Source organism: Spirosoma sp. KCTC 42546 (genome assembly GCF_006965485.1).
In the GTDB taxonomy this organism is placed as follows: Bacteria; Bacteroidota; Bacteroidia; order Cytophagales; family Spirosomataceae; genus Spirosoma.
On record NZ_CP041360.1, the window covers coordinates 3,440,281 to 3,455,349 of the forward strand.

Consider the following 15,069-nt stretch of genomic DNA (forward strand, 5'->3'; position numbering starts at 1 on the left):
TAAGCGAACCAGCTTATTTCAGCGTGTTACCACAGGCTTATCCAGTTGATTTAATCTATCCAGTAAACGGAAATGTTGTAATCCATCTCTTGGATTTGGTAATGTCTCAAATTCGACAAGTAAATCATCGTGGCCTGCCAGCATTTCTGGTAATTTATCTTTAGTTACTCTAAACACGCCACCCGTTTTCATATCGAGGACCATACAGTCAGTATAGGAAGAAGTGGCTAAGGCACCAACGAGCCCAAATGATGCACCGGTGATTTCGCCCGAAGTAAGGTAGTTATCAATCCATAGTAAATAACGCCCTATACTTTTCACTTTGACATAGCGTCGAGTTATACCGAAATGCTGGTAAGATCTTGTATTGATAAAGAGGTCTTTGCCATTACAGAAGCCAAAGAAATTGGTTCGGGACCAGGAGCCTGAAGGTTTCCTAAGGTCAGCAAAGCCTTTTTTTTCCTCAACTACTAAGGTACCTATCAGTGATGGTCGGTTTTGTCGTAATTCACTGAAACTTTGGTAAATACCAGGCCTTAGTTGACTGCAACGCAGCAAGTTATCTTCATCACTTCGTGTACTGTCATAAGTTGCCCATAGAAGATTCAGGTCCTGAGCAGCTTTGGCAGATTCTAATGCTAAATCGTTGTAAATGGCTGGTACAACATTGGGGTTAGCCAAGAAATCATTGAATTTGAGAAATGCTATGGCTATACCTTGTTTGAGTACTTCTGTTATCGTTTTACTGCTATTCTCGACAATGACATCAGCTTTGAAGACTCGTTCTATCTGTCGGCTGTTCTTGACTGCATTCGAATTGTTCTTAGGCTGCGCGATTTCGATATGCTTTGAGAATGTAACGGCGAGATCAAAACGAGTAGTCAGGGGTGTGCCATTAATCGTAAACTCATGAATAGTCAGTGCATAGGAAGGGAGTTTCTTATCAATATTCGGTAAGGAATTAACTGCAAAATTCGTCAGCGAAGGCTTAAAACCATCTTTCAGGTGTATCTCAGCCGTTTTTCCTGATGCATATTGCCAGGCTCCAATATGGCTTAGGGTATCGAGTCGTGCATCAATTACCGAGTCGATGGCAAACAAGCGTCCCTGAGGGCTCATAGTCAAATCAGGCCGAAATAGAAGTCTGATAATTTCGGGCTTCTGGGCAAGTGCTAACCCACTAATAGTCAATAGAACAATAAGGAGGGTAAAAAAAACTTTCATGGTAATGAACTTGTATGGATAGGATTTACAGACTGTGCTTTATTGTATTACCTTTTAAATTAAAGCTACTGAAGCCTAGTAAGAATTCAAAATAGGCCCTGGAGACTTTACTGGGTAGTATATGATTGTCTTTTCTTATTTGCACCAATGCACTCCACTGGCTATTTTTGACCTACTTACTACCTTAATTAATTACCCAGCGCTATGCTTCGTACCGATTGGACCCGGGCTGAAATCGCCGAAATTTACAATTCACCCGTTTTGGATCTGATGTATCGGGCCGCTACCGTACATCGGCAACACCATGATCCACAGGAAGTTCAGGTTTGTACACTGCTTTCGGTCAAGACGGGCGGTTGCCCCGAAGATTGTGCCTATTGTCCCCAGGCGGCCCGCTACCACACGGCGGTAAAAGTTCATAAACTTATGGAAGTGAATGAGGTATTAACGGCTGCACAGCGAGCCAAAGATACCGGCAGTACGCGTTTCTGTATGGGTGCCGCCTGGCGCGAAGTTCGCGACAATAGTGACTTTGATAAGGTGCTCGATATGGTACAGGGCGTCAATGAAATGGGCCTTGAAGTTTGCTGTACGCTGGGGATGCTTACTGAAAGTCAGGCCCAGAAACTCAAAGATGCGGGACTATATGCCTACAATCACAACCTCGATACCAGCGAAGAGTTTTACGGAGATATCATTAGTACCCGCACGTATGACGACCGGTTAGATACGCTAGGCCATGCCCGCAAAGCAGGCATTTCGGTATGTTCAGGCGGCATTATTGGTATGGGGGAGTCGGATCAGGATCGTATTGGCATGCTGCACACCCTTGCCACCTTGCCGCAACATCCAGAATCTGTGCCTGTAAATGCGCTGGTTCCGGTAGAAGGAACACCGCTGGAAGATCAGCCACGGGTATCGGTTTGGGAAATGATTCGGATGATTGCCACCGCCCGGATCATCATGCCCAAAGCAATGGTACGACTCTCCGCTGGTCGCGTTCGAATGAATACCGAAGAGCAGGCCTTATGTTTCCTGGCGGGTGCTAACTCGATTTTTGCAGGGGATAAGCTCCTAACCACACCCAACCCCGATGTGGATGCCGATCTGCAACTATTCCAGACGTTGAATATCCGACCCCGTAAAGCGTTCAAAGATGCGACGCAGCCCGCCGTTGTGTTTGAACAGATACCGGTGTAGCGTGGACGTCTCGTCCGCATAGAAATGCCCAAGATTTATAGGGCACAAAAAAGGGAAGCTGATCAGCTTCCCTTTTTTGTGGATTATTGGTCGTGATTACATGCGCCGAACATATTCGTTTTCGGCAATTTTATCAATCAGCACTTCCACTAAGCTCTGTGCGCGCTCTTTCTTGAGCTCGGCTTTATCTTTCGATTCAACCGTTACATTGATGATGTGGTTGTTGTACAGAACGTGCATGGCACCAGTGGTTGCATCCCAAACGGCTTTATCGCCCACGTTCGAAATGGCTTCGTAGTGGCCTGTACTAACGGCGGGTTCGGTAAGATGCGGAGTTGCTGCTGTTACACCACCATGCTTTGGTTGGTTATCATCGGTCGTATGGTGTTCGGTAGACTCTTCATCACTGACAATGGCTTCTGGGCTGGTTCCTTCCGAACTGTTGACTGTTTCTGATTCGGGAGCTTCTACGACCGGAGCAGCCACAGCTGGCTTATTCTGATATAACTTATCGAAAGCATACTCTGCGTGGTAAACAGATGGATAAGGCTTCGATCCGCCAAAGGAAACGAGAACTTTATTGCCTGTCCATTCAAACTCGCAGCCGTTATGCTCGTGCGCTTCTTCCAGTTTTGTAGCTTCACCTAGATTGAATGTACTGCGGACATACTCTTCGCCCAGAATGTTACAGGGTTCGTCGTAATTGAAGTCGACGGTAAGCGATCTGACACCAGCGGGTCTTTTAGCATAAACAGGACTGGCATCCATTTGGCTAGCTGGGTCGGCAGTGTCGGAACCGGGGTTACTGCAGGCTAAACAAAGTACAGGAAAGGCCAGTAGTAGCGATTTGATTTTCATGGTCTATTTGGAGAAAAGCCAAAATTAGCGTTTTCTTAAATACCATTTTATCCACTCCGATGTTTTTCATCATACAAGTTAGCCGATCCAATAAGCTGCCTAGTCGCTTTCCACGAGAAATTCGACTTGGTTCTGTAGTTTTGCAGCCGAATAAACCGTATCCATGTCTGAAATCGAAACCATTCCTCTTGCTTCTGGTCGTAAAGCCTATTTCGCTTCTGATTTTCACTTAGGAACCCCTTCGCATCAGCAAAGCCGCGACCGTGAGCGCGTTATTGTTAATTGGCTTGACACAATTCGGTCTGATGCTGAGGTTATTTTTCTGGTAGGGGATGTGTTTGATTTTTGGTTCGAATACAAGCGTAGTATTCCAAAAGGATTCATTCGGTTGCAGGGAAAATTGGCTGAGTTAACCGATGCCGGAACACGTATCGTACTCTTTACGGGGAATCACGATATGTGGATGAATGATTATTTCACCCAGGAAATGGGAATTCCCGTTTACCGGGAGCCACGTCGGTATACGATCGGAGAAAAACGATTCTATATTGGACATGGCGACGGGCTTGGCCCTGGCGATTATGTTTATAAACGCCTGAAAACTGTTTTTGAAAGCGGATTGGCCCGCCGACTCTTCCGCTGGTTACACCCTGATCTGGGCATTGGAATGGCCCATGCGTGGTCGCGCCGAAGCCGAATGAGTAATCAGGAGAAAGGAGAGGAGCATTTTCTGGGCGAAGAGCGGGAGTGGCTTTGGCAATACTGTAGAGAGGTTGAATCCCAAATGCACCATGATTATTATATTTTTGGTCACCGACACCTGCCACTTGATCTGGCCGTAACACCTACGAGTCGGTACATTAACCTCGGAGAATGGGTATCTGCCAAAACTTATGGAGTCTTTGACGGAACGACAATGAAGCTCATGGAGTGGAAAACATAAAGACCGGCAAGCCGGTCTTTATGTTTATTAATTTCCATCTTGTAGAATATCCTTTCGGGATACGTTTTCGCGGGGAGCCTTATTGATTTCGCTTCGCCACTCTTTATTCTTCAGATCACCTCGCTTGACGGAACGAATGAAGTTAGCCCAGGCAAAAGGGTTCGTAAAGGCAAACGTGGGTGTTGCAGCGCGGCCAATGACAGACTCTCGACCAAAAAACTGTTGATTGACGAAGTTTTGGTGGTTTGCCAATGCACCCATTGGCATTGTGGCCGCCTGACGCATAATGGCCACGGGGTCCATGTTTTTAGCTAGATTCTCTCGTTCTTTCTCGTCAGGAAGCTTCAGATTGACGAACGCTTCTTTAAACAGTTCCTCTGTAGCGTAGGGGTAAACCTTTACTTCGGCCAGTGTTTTTACATCTTCCTGCAACGCCACAACGGCCGAGTACGTAAGATCTGTTATACGACGAGGAATAATATGGTATTGGGTTCGGAAACCGACGTAGCTGAAAATAACACTATCACCCGGAAACACAGGCAAGGCAAAATAGCCATTGGGAGCGGCTAGAACCCCTTTACCAGCTTTCGGAATGTAAATGTAGGCACCTGGCAACGCATCGTTCGTTTTACCACCGGTGATAAAACCCGTAAACGTTATCTGCCGGTCCTGCCCCTGCGCCCGTGCGGTCGTAAAGAGTCCCGCCAAGGCAGACAACACCAGAATGGAAACCAATAACGTCAACGACTTCTTCATAGACCTACCATCTAAACTATAAAGTAAACGACTAAAAGGCAGCATATGGTTTCGGCTACCCGTATTTTAAGAAAGATTGATTTTACAAACTTACTCAAAAAAGAGCCATATGGCCCTCAGTAAGCAGGGCAACCTTTCTTTTTAAGATTATTTAATGGGAATTGTTAAGCAAATAGTTTTAAAAAAGTAATGATAAACGGAGCTGCCAGTAACAAACCATCGAAGCGATCCAGGAAACCACCATGCCCAGGAATACTGCTTCCTGAGTCTTTGATGGCAATGCTTCGTTTAAATAGAGATTCAACCAAATCGCCATACGTGCCCGTTACGACAATAATTCCGCCAACGCAATACCACTGCCACGGTCTCAACTCAGGTGCCCAAAAGGTTAATCCCAGAGCAACTACGCCAGCCACGATGGCTCCGCCTACGCTACCCTCCCAGGATTTTTTCGGCGATACGCGTTCGAACAGTTTTCGACGACCAAACTTGGTCCCGGCAAAATAAGCGCCGATATCACTGGCCCACAGCAACAACAGACAACCGGTGATAATAGCCGGATGGTAGGTTCCCCCCTGTAAGGCCAAAATAATCAATAGAGCGAAGGGCATTGCCACGTATATGATTCCCAAAAACGTGAAACCGATGTTGGTGAACGGTTTCATGTCCCGCTTTTTATAAAGTTTGATCAGGAAAATCATCGACGAAGCCGGACATATCAGAAAGTAATTGCCCGTACTGATCTGATCCGTTTCAACAAAATAAGCCAGTATGCAAATCATACAGCCAACAACGGTACCATAGGCCGTCAGGGGTTCAAAGCCATCGAGACCAAGTAAACGGTAAAATTCACGCTGGGTGAGTGCACTGACTACACAAAACAGCAGCGCAAACGTCCAGGCGTCGTACCAGATCATAAATAGAATAAATGGAACGCCAGCCACAGCCGCAATTACTCGTTGCTGGAGGTTCGAAAGGTTAGCTAAACGTTGCTTCATTCTCTAAAATTACTTTAGCCAGAACCGTGTCCTTAGCCAATACATGAACCTCAACTTTACCCCACCCATCAACCGGGTAACTGCTGCTTTGTTTATTAACAACCACTGCTGGGATGTCGTGTTCCAGTAAAAGGGCTTTCGCCAACTCGGCCCGGTAGGGTAGTGGCGTAACGTAAATTGATTCCCAGGTTTCAGTCATTGTTTTGTGCAGAGAGACGCAACTATATAGCGCTACGTTGGCTCAGAATTTACCTTCTTAAAATAATATAACAATCCCGTTGTAACCACTAACGCGACTAATGATCCCAACACGGGTACAGACTCTGTACTTTCAATATCTACTGAAGTCATTTCACGTTGGTGTAGGTAAACCATTAATACAGTAAACCCATTATTGACAAAATGGGCTAAAATTGATACCCAAAGGTTTCCAGACCACAAATACAAATAGCCAAACAAGGCACCGAGCAGCATTCGGGGAAAAAATCCGAGAAATTGTACGTGAATGGCACTGAACAAAGCCGCTGCCAGCCAAATGCCTACATGTGGATTACCTGTCCAGTAACTAAAGTTGCGTTGCAGAATACCCCGAAACAACGTTTCCTCACCTATAGCTGGGATGATTGCAATGACGATAATGGCTACCAGTAGTTGCCCCGTTGTTTTAAAGGTAGTTAGTGACTTGGTGAGACCTGCCAGCTTTTGTTCCTGATCGCGCATCCATTTTTCAAGAGGAGCAAGGGTTTCGGGTAGATGCAGATGCTGGTTCCACTCAATAACCAGACCATCGAAGGGCATAAAGGCAATCACAATCAGCACAACTAAGCCTAACCCAACAACTGCCGAGATAGGCCGCGTGTTAAATTGATCCCATGTACGGTGCTCAATGCTATACCAATAAACCAGGGCGGGCAGGAAAAACGTGCCGAGGTGATTGATTGCCTGAAGCAGCATAAGCTCATACCAACTGGCAGGCGTTCCAGTTGGGTTAATTGCCAGCTCTTTTAAATAGGATTGGATTTGCGTAAAGTCCATCCCCTTACTCAATCCTAAAATACCGAGTAAAATATAGGTGCTTATAACACCTCCAATGAGTATGAAGCCAACGAGCATGGTCAGCCCGCCGATTGTGGGTGGCCGCGATCTGGACGCTTCTTGGGAGTGGACTGGATGCATATTTTCGGTAAATATATGCATTACTGCTTAGTTCCCTGTTTGGCTTTTACCAAATCCCCGAATTTTCCAGGAAATGCCACTTTTAGGCTCGCATCTCGCAACTTTGTTTCTGGTTTATTTCTGTGCATTTCCTGTAATTTCCTTAAAAATATTTCAGTAACGTTCCAGTCGGAGTTATCTTTGTAAGTAATGGCCCGGCTGACATTTAACGTAGAACTTAATAGCAAGCCCGATCGATCAGGTCGGTGGCAGGTGATGGTGCGTCTTCATCAGAAGGGACAAAAGCCTGGCAGGGTTCTAACGACAGTAAAGATAGAGAATGCGGCCAGATTCTGGGATGCTGAGCTGCTGAAAAAGGAAAGGGAGAAGAATCCGGACACCGATCGGAAGGTGGTTTGGGGCAAGTGGGTCGTTAAACACCCGGAGCGAGAAGTACTTAATGAGGAGATCCTTCAGGAGTATGAGCGCATAAAAAAACAGGCTACCAATTGGCTCAACGAATTCCCCTATCTGACGCCCACCTTACTGGCTGAACGGTTCCGGGAGGGTGTGACGGATCAATACTTTCCCTTGCTGGATGATGCACTTGAACAGGTAAAGGAGCAGGCTTACACGACCTATGCCTGTAAGTTAAGCGCCCGAACACTTTTAAAAAGCTTCTTGGGGGATAGGGCAGACAGTACTTACCTGCAAAGCGTTACTCCAATCCTGGTGCGTGAGTTTCGGAACCATTTGAAAACTAAAGCCTGGAATTCACGAGGTGATAAACGAAAAGCGTCAACCATCAACGAAATCATTGGCAGGCTAAATAATCTGCATGAACAGATTCTTATCAAGAAAGGCCTTTCCGAAAAACAAGCCGCTTTACAATCGCCCTGGACCGAAATTGAAGCCCTACCTGAAATAAAAACGCCCAAAACCACGCTAACTGATAATATCATCGATGAGATAAAGATTGCTTCGTTTGAATCCAAGCGAAAAGTTATCACGCATGATATCGCCTTTCACATCTGGATGTTATCCAGGGTGCTTGCTGGAGCCCGAATTTCAGATGTTATCAAGCTTCGCTACCAGGAGTTTGACGTAAACCAAGAAGGCGAGCCGGTTCATCTGCGCTATCAAATGCTAAAAACCGGCCATTTGATTAGTACACCCGTATTTGAGGAAGCCCGATTACTACTGAAACGCTGGTGGAACCCGGACGCCAAAGCAACTGATTATGTATTGCCCTTGCTGAATAACTCAGAAGAGTACGCTAGGCTACTCACCCATGAACAGTACAAAAAAGCCTTTTTTGAGGTGCGACGAAAGTTTAGTACGACGCTGAACCACTGGAACAAATCGATCAATGGAGCGCTAAAGGAAATTGAAGTTGGTGCTAATCTATCGAGGCCGCTGCGGATGCACAGTTCCCGCCACTCCTTTGCTGACTTAGCGCTTCGTATCATGAAAGAGGAAGCCAGTCTGACGCTTTACGATATTCAGCTGATGATGGGTCATCAAAGCCTAAAGACCACAGAGATATATACGAAGGATTGGGATGAGAAGGATATTTCACAGCCCATGCAGGTTGTATTCAGGAAGAAAGGCTAGGATTGTTCTATGGATATCATCCATAATATATTTTTATCCATGGGCTTTTTATACGGGAAATTAGCGACTTGACCCGCTCTCTAGCCTTTCGCCGAATAATCAATCTCAATTTGTTTTCCTTTTATTTCCTTTTTAATTAGCGTTAGTTTACAGCCACTCCATACGTACTTGACTATACAAATCATGCCTGCCGTACGAAATCTTTCCTTAGAACAGCCCCGTTTTCTTCCTACTACCAATAATGGAACTGTGAGCTGGCCTTTACTTTCAGTTACACGCTTTGTTTTAGCATTTGTCGTTTTTACTTCCCACGCTAAACCCCATGTAGGGAATGATGGTCCATTAGCTTGGATTAACAAATTGGGTGCTTTCGAAGCCATAATGGGCTTTCTGTTGATAAGTGGTTTGTCAATAGGCAAATCACTAGGACGGAATCAAAGTAATTATTTTAAAAGACGAGCTCAACGAATATATCCCGTTTATTTGGCAAGCTTGGTACTGTTTCTTGCGGTTAACTTTAAGCCGTTTTCCTTTGAATCTATACTCGCTATCGTTTTCAATGTTTTATTTTTGAATCAAATTCTAACAAGTACATCAATTATTGGCCCTGCTTGGACTCTGGCCCTTGAGGTATGGCTATACTGTTTGGCTCCCGTACTTATCAAACTTTCCTACAGAACGCTTCTAATAATTGTATACTCTTCGTTTTTGTTATTCTGTATCTATACTTGTTGTAGAACCCTGCTTCATTTCCCCTATTATAGTGGTATTAGCTTTGGCATCAATCTTCCCCTACTCTCGTTTATCTGGATAATTGGTTTTATGTTGGCAGTATTTCGCGACAAACATAGAGTCCTATCCATGCATGTAGGAATTATTTTTATTTTGTATTTGCTGATGACCTTCGGTATTATGATCGGATTTCAAGTCAAAAATCATATCATAATGGATAACCTACTAACAACAGTTTCTTTAATAATCGGCAAAACGGTTTGTCTTCTATCTATTTATTATGTTGTATTGATCGTTGGGAATCAACATAAACTCTCTGTTGGTACAACGAATTCATTTAATTTACTTGGGAATATATCTTATCCTTTATATTTGACTCACGGTATTGCACTGACTCTGTGTGATCGTATCGAAATTAATAATTGGATATTGTTAAGCCTTGCTGCCCTTATTTTGGCTTTTCTGGTTTATTGGATATTTGATTTTTATGCTAAAAAACGTATAGAAAAACCGGATCTTATAGCCGCTTCATAGCTTTATCCTAAATGGCTGAACGAAGTTGCAAAACCGTTTAGTGTTTTTTTTATTATCTAGGCAAGCTCGATCTACTCCATTTAAAACGCCGGGCTCATAGCGACCGGGCGTTTTGGTATTGATTATTAAAATAATCAATTTATCCCCACACTATCTAGACAACCCTGATCGGCTCCATTAATAAATTCACCCCGAATCCATAATTGATCAATATTGGATAAGACAAGCCTAAATTCATCTTCCGTAAGGGCGGAGGTACCATTTTTTTTCCAGGCCCCACTTTCATCTAATTTAATCGAATAGGAAGTCCAATCAGTTCCAGGTGGGTGCCCTGTCTTTAAGGCCAATTTTACTTTTCCACTAATTAAAATTACATCGTCTTTATTTTGTTGATCCTGCGTCCCTGATTGTTTTAAGTCGAAGTGAAGGCGTTGGCCATAAGCGAATTTCAGTTGATCGGTCACCGATTTAGGGGCCATAAAGTACCAGATACCGCTTGCAAAATCACTACTATAAATATAACCATCTGGATTCCCGCCTGCGCTACTGAATTTTGCGTCGGTCGTCATCCCATTGCTTATGATTTGCCAACCTGCTGCTCCCTGGGTAAACGTACTAAGCAAAATAGGTAACGGAGTGATAATCTCATGACAGTCCGTGGTGCCCAAACATAGCAAGCTGATCAGCAGATACCCGTTGATTTTGATTGATATAGTGGCCATAGCGTATATGAATAAATAAGGCTCTAAGCTACGAAATAGCCAGTTAACAAGCCTTATACACATAATAATGCCCGGCTCACCACTAGTCGGACAAAAATTACAATCTATATTATAAACTGATGTTAAGCCAAAGCTAGTATTTGGTTTAACATCAGTTGGTTTTTCAAGGCTGTTAGCTCAACGAAGGTCGCTTGCATGGCTTTTAGATAGAGTCGGCCTTTGAGAGCAAAATGATTCGTGGACTGAGCTAGGCGTAAGCGTTCCAATTTGACGTAGGCGCAAATGCTAGCAAACAAGTGATTAGTCTGAGTACGATGAGTACGAGATTTTTCTAGCGATGCGTTCTGTTTGAGCGATTTATGGTACTCCTCAATACCCCATCGTTTTTGATAGGTTGTCAGCAGTTGTTGGTAAGGCATCGTCACATCGGTACTTAACAGCGAGAGTTCACCGACTGACCCATCCTTGTTAGAGAGAATGTCGCCACAAATCGCTACCGGCTCTTGTACCGAGCGAATGAAGGCTGTCAGAACGGTGCCAGGTTGTAAGTTAAGCGTGCTGATTTTGACAAACTTACCATTCGCACGGTCGTGTTTGGAGAGAGCTACTTCCAGATTGGATTTGACGGCTCCCAAGTAGTGATGCTTTAGGCCCAAAACCAAATTGATATTGTCGGCGTTGGTGTACCAAGAATCGGCCAGCACATAGCGAAACGGAACCGCATTCTGATGGGCTCGGCGCACCATATCCTGGAACATCTGGTGTTTGGTTCGCTCCGAGCGCCAGATAATTTTACGAGTCTTTGAGTCGCACTGCTGGACTTTGATAACTGGCTCAAAACTCAGTGGGCACTGTCCTTTGGTGGTTTGATACAGTAAACTGACAAAATTGATGACCCGCACATATTGGCCACTGGAATGGTCATAGTGGGTGGTTATCAGGACGTTTTCGTCGCTATGCGACTTATGAGCAATGCTGTCATTGGTTACTAAGACTCCGTCAGACTCTTGAATTTGTCGAATTAGTGGTTTGACATATTTCCACAGCGTTCGGTTATTGCCCTGAAGTCGATTGAGCAGATCCGTCACTGCATCATGGCCTACCGCACCATCGGTCAACCGAGATAGCCCCGTTGCTGTGGTTTGGCCAAAACTACTGAGTAAGTAGTCGGTATAGAGATCGAGGGTTGTCTGCATACTCAAAATTAAACTAGCGACTCAAAAGGTGGCGTAACATCAGCTATGAAGTCGCAAACTCTGATCAGTTAGCCGTGAATCAACCCCGTCGAGACGTTTATCAAGCTTTTCCCGGTAAGCTGACGAGGTTGCATGCTGCTTTGCCGAATTGGTCTTCAATTCTTTAATAGCTGCTTTGGTCGAATCCAACTGACTTTTCATCTCATCCTGATTACTGATGGCATGGTTTAGTTTCTGCTCAAAAACGAAGAAAGAAACTAATCCCACCCTCATAGACTGACCCCATGCACCACACGGTAAACAAAATGCCCAGGATTGGCAGGATAAACCAAAGCAAACGCCGGTTCAACGCTTCCCGTCGGTTGGTGGGCAAAGGTCTAACATAGTCGATTAGCGCGGTGGCCACCGCACTAATCGCCAGTACGAACATGGGCACAACGGCCACTTCAAAGGTGAATCGGCGCATGAAAAACGTGGTTAGAAACGTGACCAGGCATATAACGAAAACATACAAATCGGGATGGGTAACCACCACTTGACCTCATGCAGGTAATCAAAAGGGCAACAAAACCTGTGGCCGTGCTGGCTTGTAATAGTCGGAATAGAATCTCTTCCTGTATCATCATTCTTTCGGTTTAAGGCGTGCTTTAATAGTATTGTATACATCCAGACAGCTATCGATCAAGAGTTTGATTGGTGTATCCTGAATTTGTTTTCCTACCGTCTCCATCCCCCCCAGTAGGAAGTTGGCCATATAAAGCCAGGCCACAGGGTTGAGTAAGTGCTGACTTATTAACTAGGGATTTCCTTCAATTCGCTTGAGCACTTTTTCGCCCGACCACGTTTGAGTCGATTGATAGGAAACCAGCCCACCAGTGCCAGTAATGCTTCTCGAACATCTTTCACCAATGCATCACAGAAGCCGCTTTTTGTAACCAACTTTTCATTATCAAGCATCACCCGACCGTAATCAGTTAGTTGCCGGTTGATTTCTTCTTTGCGCTGCCGTTTGGATAAACTGTCGGTTGGCTGAGAGAATACTGTGGTCTCAGCGTCAAGCTGATCGTCAGACAGACTAGCAGCATGAATACTATCTGCTTGTAGAGTTTTAGCTTGTTTCGCATAGTTGATTGTAATGGTGGCCATCGCCGTGTTGATCGTATTCTTTAGGGCGGTTGAATCCTCACATAATCGGGAAACGAGTGTAGCCGATCTAGGCAGATCCTGTTTGGCTACCTGCAACTGTTTGGCTTTCTGGTTATATCTGGCCAGTGCCAGAATAAAAGCTAACACTAGGATCAGGATGATTATAAAGGGATTAGCCGTGATCCAGCAACTAGCATTTACGAGCCATTTTAAGGCTGTATTGGCTAGCCAGTAGCCGAAGCAGGAAAGTAGAAGTCTTATTGATAAGGGTACCATAAATATACTTTACGTCGTTTCTTCTAATTAAATTTTAGTTAAATGATTAAGTAAAAATACTAAACCTTCAGATAAGCATTTCTTTTACACTCTTCTTCCTCTTTGTACCCATGAACCTAGTTAGTTTAAGCCCGTTACCTCTAATTGGAAGCCTGTGTGCCCTCCTGCTCAGCCTGCTCTACTTATACCGAAAAACTGTTGTTCGGAATCGATGTCCCTATTGTGGGGATACACATGCTGACCGAACAAGAAGGCCGAGAATCTTAAAGAAGGCCTTAGGCTTTTTACCCATCAGAGCCTACCATTGCCAGGCCTGTAATAACACATATTACCGGATTGGATCGTAAGTAATATGACTTAATACTCTTTCTAGAATTTATTGAGTTGTTGAATCCCGATTGGCGGCTGCTGATCGGGATTTTTTAATCGACTCATAGCCGATCAATAAATTTAACCCCTTTCTTAATCTCATTTTCATTTCACTGTCAGGCTGTTAGATTTAGTTTCATCTCAGATTTTCACTCCTAGCTTCTCTGACATGAAACGCAACTTTGACGATCTGAAAGTCCTTATCAGCCTGATGGCGATTGTCTCCCTTATTGCCGTTAGCGTCTTTTTCTACTGGGCAACCTAAACCGCATTCTCATCCTGATTTAATTGCCGATTAATCGCGACTTCATGCCTTGGCTATTGCTTTGCAATATGAAGTCGACTCGCAAAACGTTGCCTATTCGCGATCCCTGGACATTAGTGTTAGCCTTTTCAGTGTACATATTCTAACAGTTTATCGACGTGATTTGGAAACTCTTTTTATAGCGTCGGGTATTGACTAGTCTTGGGGAGTATAGGCCAACTGACTTGGAAATGTATTTTTCAACCAAGTTGCATATATGTCTCCATAAAATATGGCGTAATTAGTTACTGGCGGTTTCAGTAGATCAGGTAGGGAAATGCCCGAAACTCGACCAGACACGCTCATTTAATATAGACCAGTTCCCGGCGTCAGGACTCTTATCTCGCAGGCTTTCATTTCCCGTTCACTAGGATCAATATCTATATACAATTCGAGTTACTAAAACTCCTCCCTTATACTTTATTGCGGTAATACCTGTGGGTCGCGGATAAATGCATCAGTCATCAAGTTGCTTAAGTTCCAAATGACACTATTAATCGTTGAGGGTTTACGAAGGGCAATTTTAGATAAACCAATTTTTAGCATCCCATCGCTAGGGTTTCATTGGGCAACTAGAACTTAATTCTAAATTGAATACAATATAAATTTTGTAACTAAAAGTAATGGATTGTGACTATTAGTTATGATCCATTACTTCACCCCAGCTTATTCCTTTGCCCAAACTTATTTTAAAAAACAGAAAACATATTTTACAGGATAGTAAAGAATATCAGCTAATAAGATTTATTTTGTAGACCTCAATTGATATAAAATCATTGCCAAAGCAATAACTTATTGACAATGAATGACTTAACTGTCTATGGTGCATAAGAAAAATATTATTCTTTATATATGAATACATGTGAATTATTTAATTACAAACCGAAGTCCTCAATTATTCATATCCTAGAAGAAATAATATGAATAATGTTAGTGTATATGTCTTCCATAATGAGTTACATGGAATAAGCCTAACTAATAGCAGTAACTACAAATCAGCAATTTTTTCTATTTACATACGCCCTAACAGTTTACCAAGACT

At 43.9% G+C, this 15,069-nt stretch carries 15 protein-coding genes; 4 read left to right on the top strand and 11 right to left on the bottom strand.

Going from position 1 to position 15,069, the window contains the following annotated elements:
- Window positions 1-18 precede the first annotated feature (18 nt).
- Window positions 19-1,224 (bottom strand): DUF6563 family protein, encoded by a 1,206-nt coding sequence (locus EXU85_RS14030; RefSeq protein ID WP_142772685.1) that lies wholly within the window; start codon window positions 1,222-1,224, stop codon window positions 19-21.
- A gap of 204 nt (window positions 1,225-1,428) precedes the next feature.
- Between EXU85_RS14030 and bioB the strand changes: the two genes are divergently transcribed.
- Window positions 1,429-2,424: a biotin synthase BioB gene (gene bioB / locus EXU85_RS14035; RefSeq protein WP_142772686.1), complete on the top strand. Its 996-nt coding sequence runs from the start codon at window positions 1,429-1,431 to the stop codon at window positions 2,422-2,424.
- Between the two features lie 96 nt (window positions 2,425-2,520).
- Here the strand turns inward: bioB and EXU85_RS14040 are convergent, their stop codons facing one another.
- Window positions 2,521-3,282 carry a hypothetical protein gene (locus EXU85_RS14040; protein WP_142772687.1) on the bottom strand — a complete coding sequence of 254 codons (762 nt, stop codon included), beginning with the start codon at window positions 3,280-3,282 and terminating at the stop codon, window positions 2,521-2,523.
- Window positions 3,283-3,445: 163 nt separating this feature from the next.
- Between EXU85_RS14040 and EXU85_RS14045 the strand changes: the two genes are divergently transcribed.
- Complete coding sequence (locus EXU85_RS14045; protein ID WP_142772688.1) at window positions 3,446-4,225, top strand: UDP-2,3-diacylglucosamine diphosphatase; 780 nt, start codon at window positions 3,446-3,448, stop codon at window positions 4,223-4,225.
- A 27-nt stretch (window positions 4,226-4,252) separates the two neighbouring features.
- Here EXU85_RS14045 and EXU85_RS14050 read toward each other — a convergent pair whose 3' ends face one another.
- The 4 genes from EXU85_RS14050 to EXU85_RS14065 form a co-directional block, all read right to left on the bottom strand.
- The gene (locus EXU85_RS14050) at window positions 4,253-4,981 is read right to left on the bottom strand and encodes a carboxypeptidase-like regulatory domain-containing protein (RefSeq protein ID WP_142772689.1); all 729 of its coding nucleotides are present in this window, start codon (window positions 4,979-4,981) and stop codon (window positions 4,253-4,255) included.
- 164 nt (window positions 4,982-5,145) lie between these two features.
- The gene (locus EXU85_RS14055; RefSeq protein ID WP_142772690.1) at window positions 5,146-5,979 is read right to left on the bottom strand and encodes a phosphatidate cytidylyltransferase; all 834 of its coding nucleotides are present in this window, start codon (window positions 5,977-5,979) and stop codon (window positions 5,146-5,148) included.
- The gene (locus tag EXU85_RS14060; protein WP_142772691.1) at window positions 5,960-6,178 is read right to left on the bottom strand and encodes a putative signal transducing protein; all 219 of its coding nucleotides are present in this window, start codon (window positions 6,176-6,178) and stop codon (window positions 5,960-5,962) included. Before EXU85_RS14060 ends, EXU85_RS14055 begins: the two co-directional genes overlap by 20 nt.
- Before the next feature lie 32 nt (window positions 6,179-6,210).
- On the bottom strand, window positions 6,211-7,092 hold the full coding sequence (locus EXU85_RS14065) for a CPBP family intramembrane glutamic endopeptidase (RefSeq protein ID WP_142776715.1): 882 nt from the start codon (window positions 7,090-7,092) through the stop codon (window positions 6,211-6,213).
- 252 nt (window positions 7,093-7,344) lie between these two features.
- Here EXU85_RS14065 and EXU85_RS14070 point away from each other — a divergent pair, with 252 nt between their 5' ends.
- Window positions 7,345-8,748, top strand: a complete 1,404-nt coding sequence (locus EXU85_RS14070) for a tyrosine-type recombinase/integrase (RefSeq protein ID WP_142772692.1) — start codon at window positions 7,345-7,347, stop codon at window positions 8,746-8,748.
- Window positions 8,749-8,931: 183 nt separating this feature from the next.
- Complete coding sequence (locus tag EXU85_RS14075; protein WP_142772693.1) at window positions 8,932-10,014, top strand: acyltransferase; 1,083 nt, start codon at window positions 8,932-8,934, stop codon at window positions 10,012-10,014.
- Between the two features lie 134 nt (window positions 10,015-10,148).
- Here the strand turns inward: EXU85_RS14075 and EXU85_RS14080 are convergent, their stop codons facing one another.
- From EXU85_RS14080 to EXU85_RS14095, 5 genes are all read right to left on the bottom strand, one after another.
- Window positions 10,149-10,736 carry a laminin B domain-containing protein gene (locus tag EXU85_RS14080; protein WP_168207792.1) on the bottom strand — a complete coding sequence of 196 codons (588 nt, stop codon included), beginning with the start codon at window positions 10,734-10,736 and terminating at the stop codon, window positions 10,149-10,151.
- A 122-nt stretch (window positions 10,737-10,858) separates the two neighbouring features.
- Window positions 10,859-11,932 (bottom strand): transposase, encoded by a 1,074-nt coding sequence (locus EXU85_RS14085; RefSeq protein ID WP_142772695.1) that lies wholly within the window; start codon window positions 11,930-11,932, stop codon window positions 10,859-10,861.
- A gap of 39 nt (window positions 11,933-11,971) precedes the next feature.
- Entirely contained in the window at window positions 11,972-12,133 is a 162-nt protein-coding gene (locus EXU85_RS35350; RefSeq protein ID WP_168207793.1) for a hypothetical protein, read from the bottom strand.
- Window positions 12,134-12,170: 37 nt separating this feature from the next.
- Entirely contained in the window at window positions 12,171-12,398 is a 228-nt protein-coding gene (locus tag EXU85_RS14090) for a hypothetical protein (protein WP_142772696.1), read from the bottom strand.
- 326 nt (window positions 12,399-12,724) lie between these two features.
- A complete protein-coding gene (locus EXU85_RS14095; protein WP_142772697.1) occupies window positions 12,725-13,225 on the bottom strand; it encodes a hypothetical protein in 501 nt (166 codons plus the stop codon).
- Window positions 13,226-15,069: the final 1,844 nt, after the last annotated feature.

Bases quoted from the DNA above. Each gene is read 5' to 3' on its own strand.
- EXU85_RS14030 (WP_142772685.1), bottom strand. From the start codon at position 1,224: ATGAAAGTTTTTTTTACCCTCCTTATTGTTCTATTGACTATTAGTGGG.
- bioB (WP_142772686.1), top strand. From the start codon at position 1,429: ATGCTTCGTACCGATTGGACCCGGGCTGAAATCGCCGAAATTTACAAT.
- EXU85_RS14040 (WP_142772687.1), bottom strand. From the start codon at position 3,282: ATGAAAATCAAATCGCTACTACTGGCCTTTCCTGTACTTTGTTTAGCC.
- EXU85_RS14045 (WP_142772688.1), top strand. From the start codon at position 3,446: ATGTCTGAAATCGAAACCATTCCTCTTGCTTCTGGTCGTAAAGCCTAT.
- EXU85_RS14050 (WP_142772689.1), bottom strand. From the start codon at position 4,981: ATGAAGAAGTCGTTGACGTTATTGGTTTCCATTCTGGTGTTGTCTGCC.
- EXU85_RS14055 (WP_142772690.1), bottom strand. From the start codon at position 5,979: ATGAAGCAACGTTTAGCTAACCTTTCGAACCTCCAGCAACGAGTAATT.
- EXU85_RS14060 (WP_142772691.1), bottom strand. From the start codon at position 6,178: ATGACTGAAACCTGGGAATCAATTTACGTTACGCCACTACCCTACCGG.
- EXU85_RS14065 (WP_142776715.1), bottom strand. From the start codon at position 7,092: ATGCTCGTTGGCTTCATACTCATTGGAGGTGTTATAAGCACCTATATT.
- EXU85_RS14070 (WP_142772692.1), top strand. From the start codon at position 7,345: ATGGCCCGGCTGACATTTAACGTAGAACTTAATAGCAAGCCCGATCGA.
- EXU85_RS14075 (WP_142772693.1), top strand. From the start codon at position 8,932: ATGCCTGCCGTACGAAATCTTTCCTTAGAACAGCCCCGTTTTCTTCCT.
- EXU85_RS14080 (WP_168207792.1), bottom strand. From the start codon at position 10,736: ATGGCCACTATATCAATCAAAATCAACGGGTATCTGCTGATCAGCTTG.
- EXU85_RS14085 (WP_142772695.1), bottom strand. From the start codon at position 11,932: ATGCAGACAACCCTCGATCTCTATACCGACTACTTACTCAGTAGTTTT.
- EXU85_RS35350 (WP_168207793.1), bottom strand. From the start codon at position 12,133: ATGAAAAGTCAGTTGGATTCGACCAAAGCAGCTATTAAAGAATTGAAG.
- EXU85_RS14090 (WP_142772696.1), bottom strand. From the start codon at position 12,398: ATGCGCCGATTCACCTTTGAAGTGGCCGTTGTGCCCATGTTCGTACTG.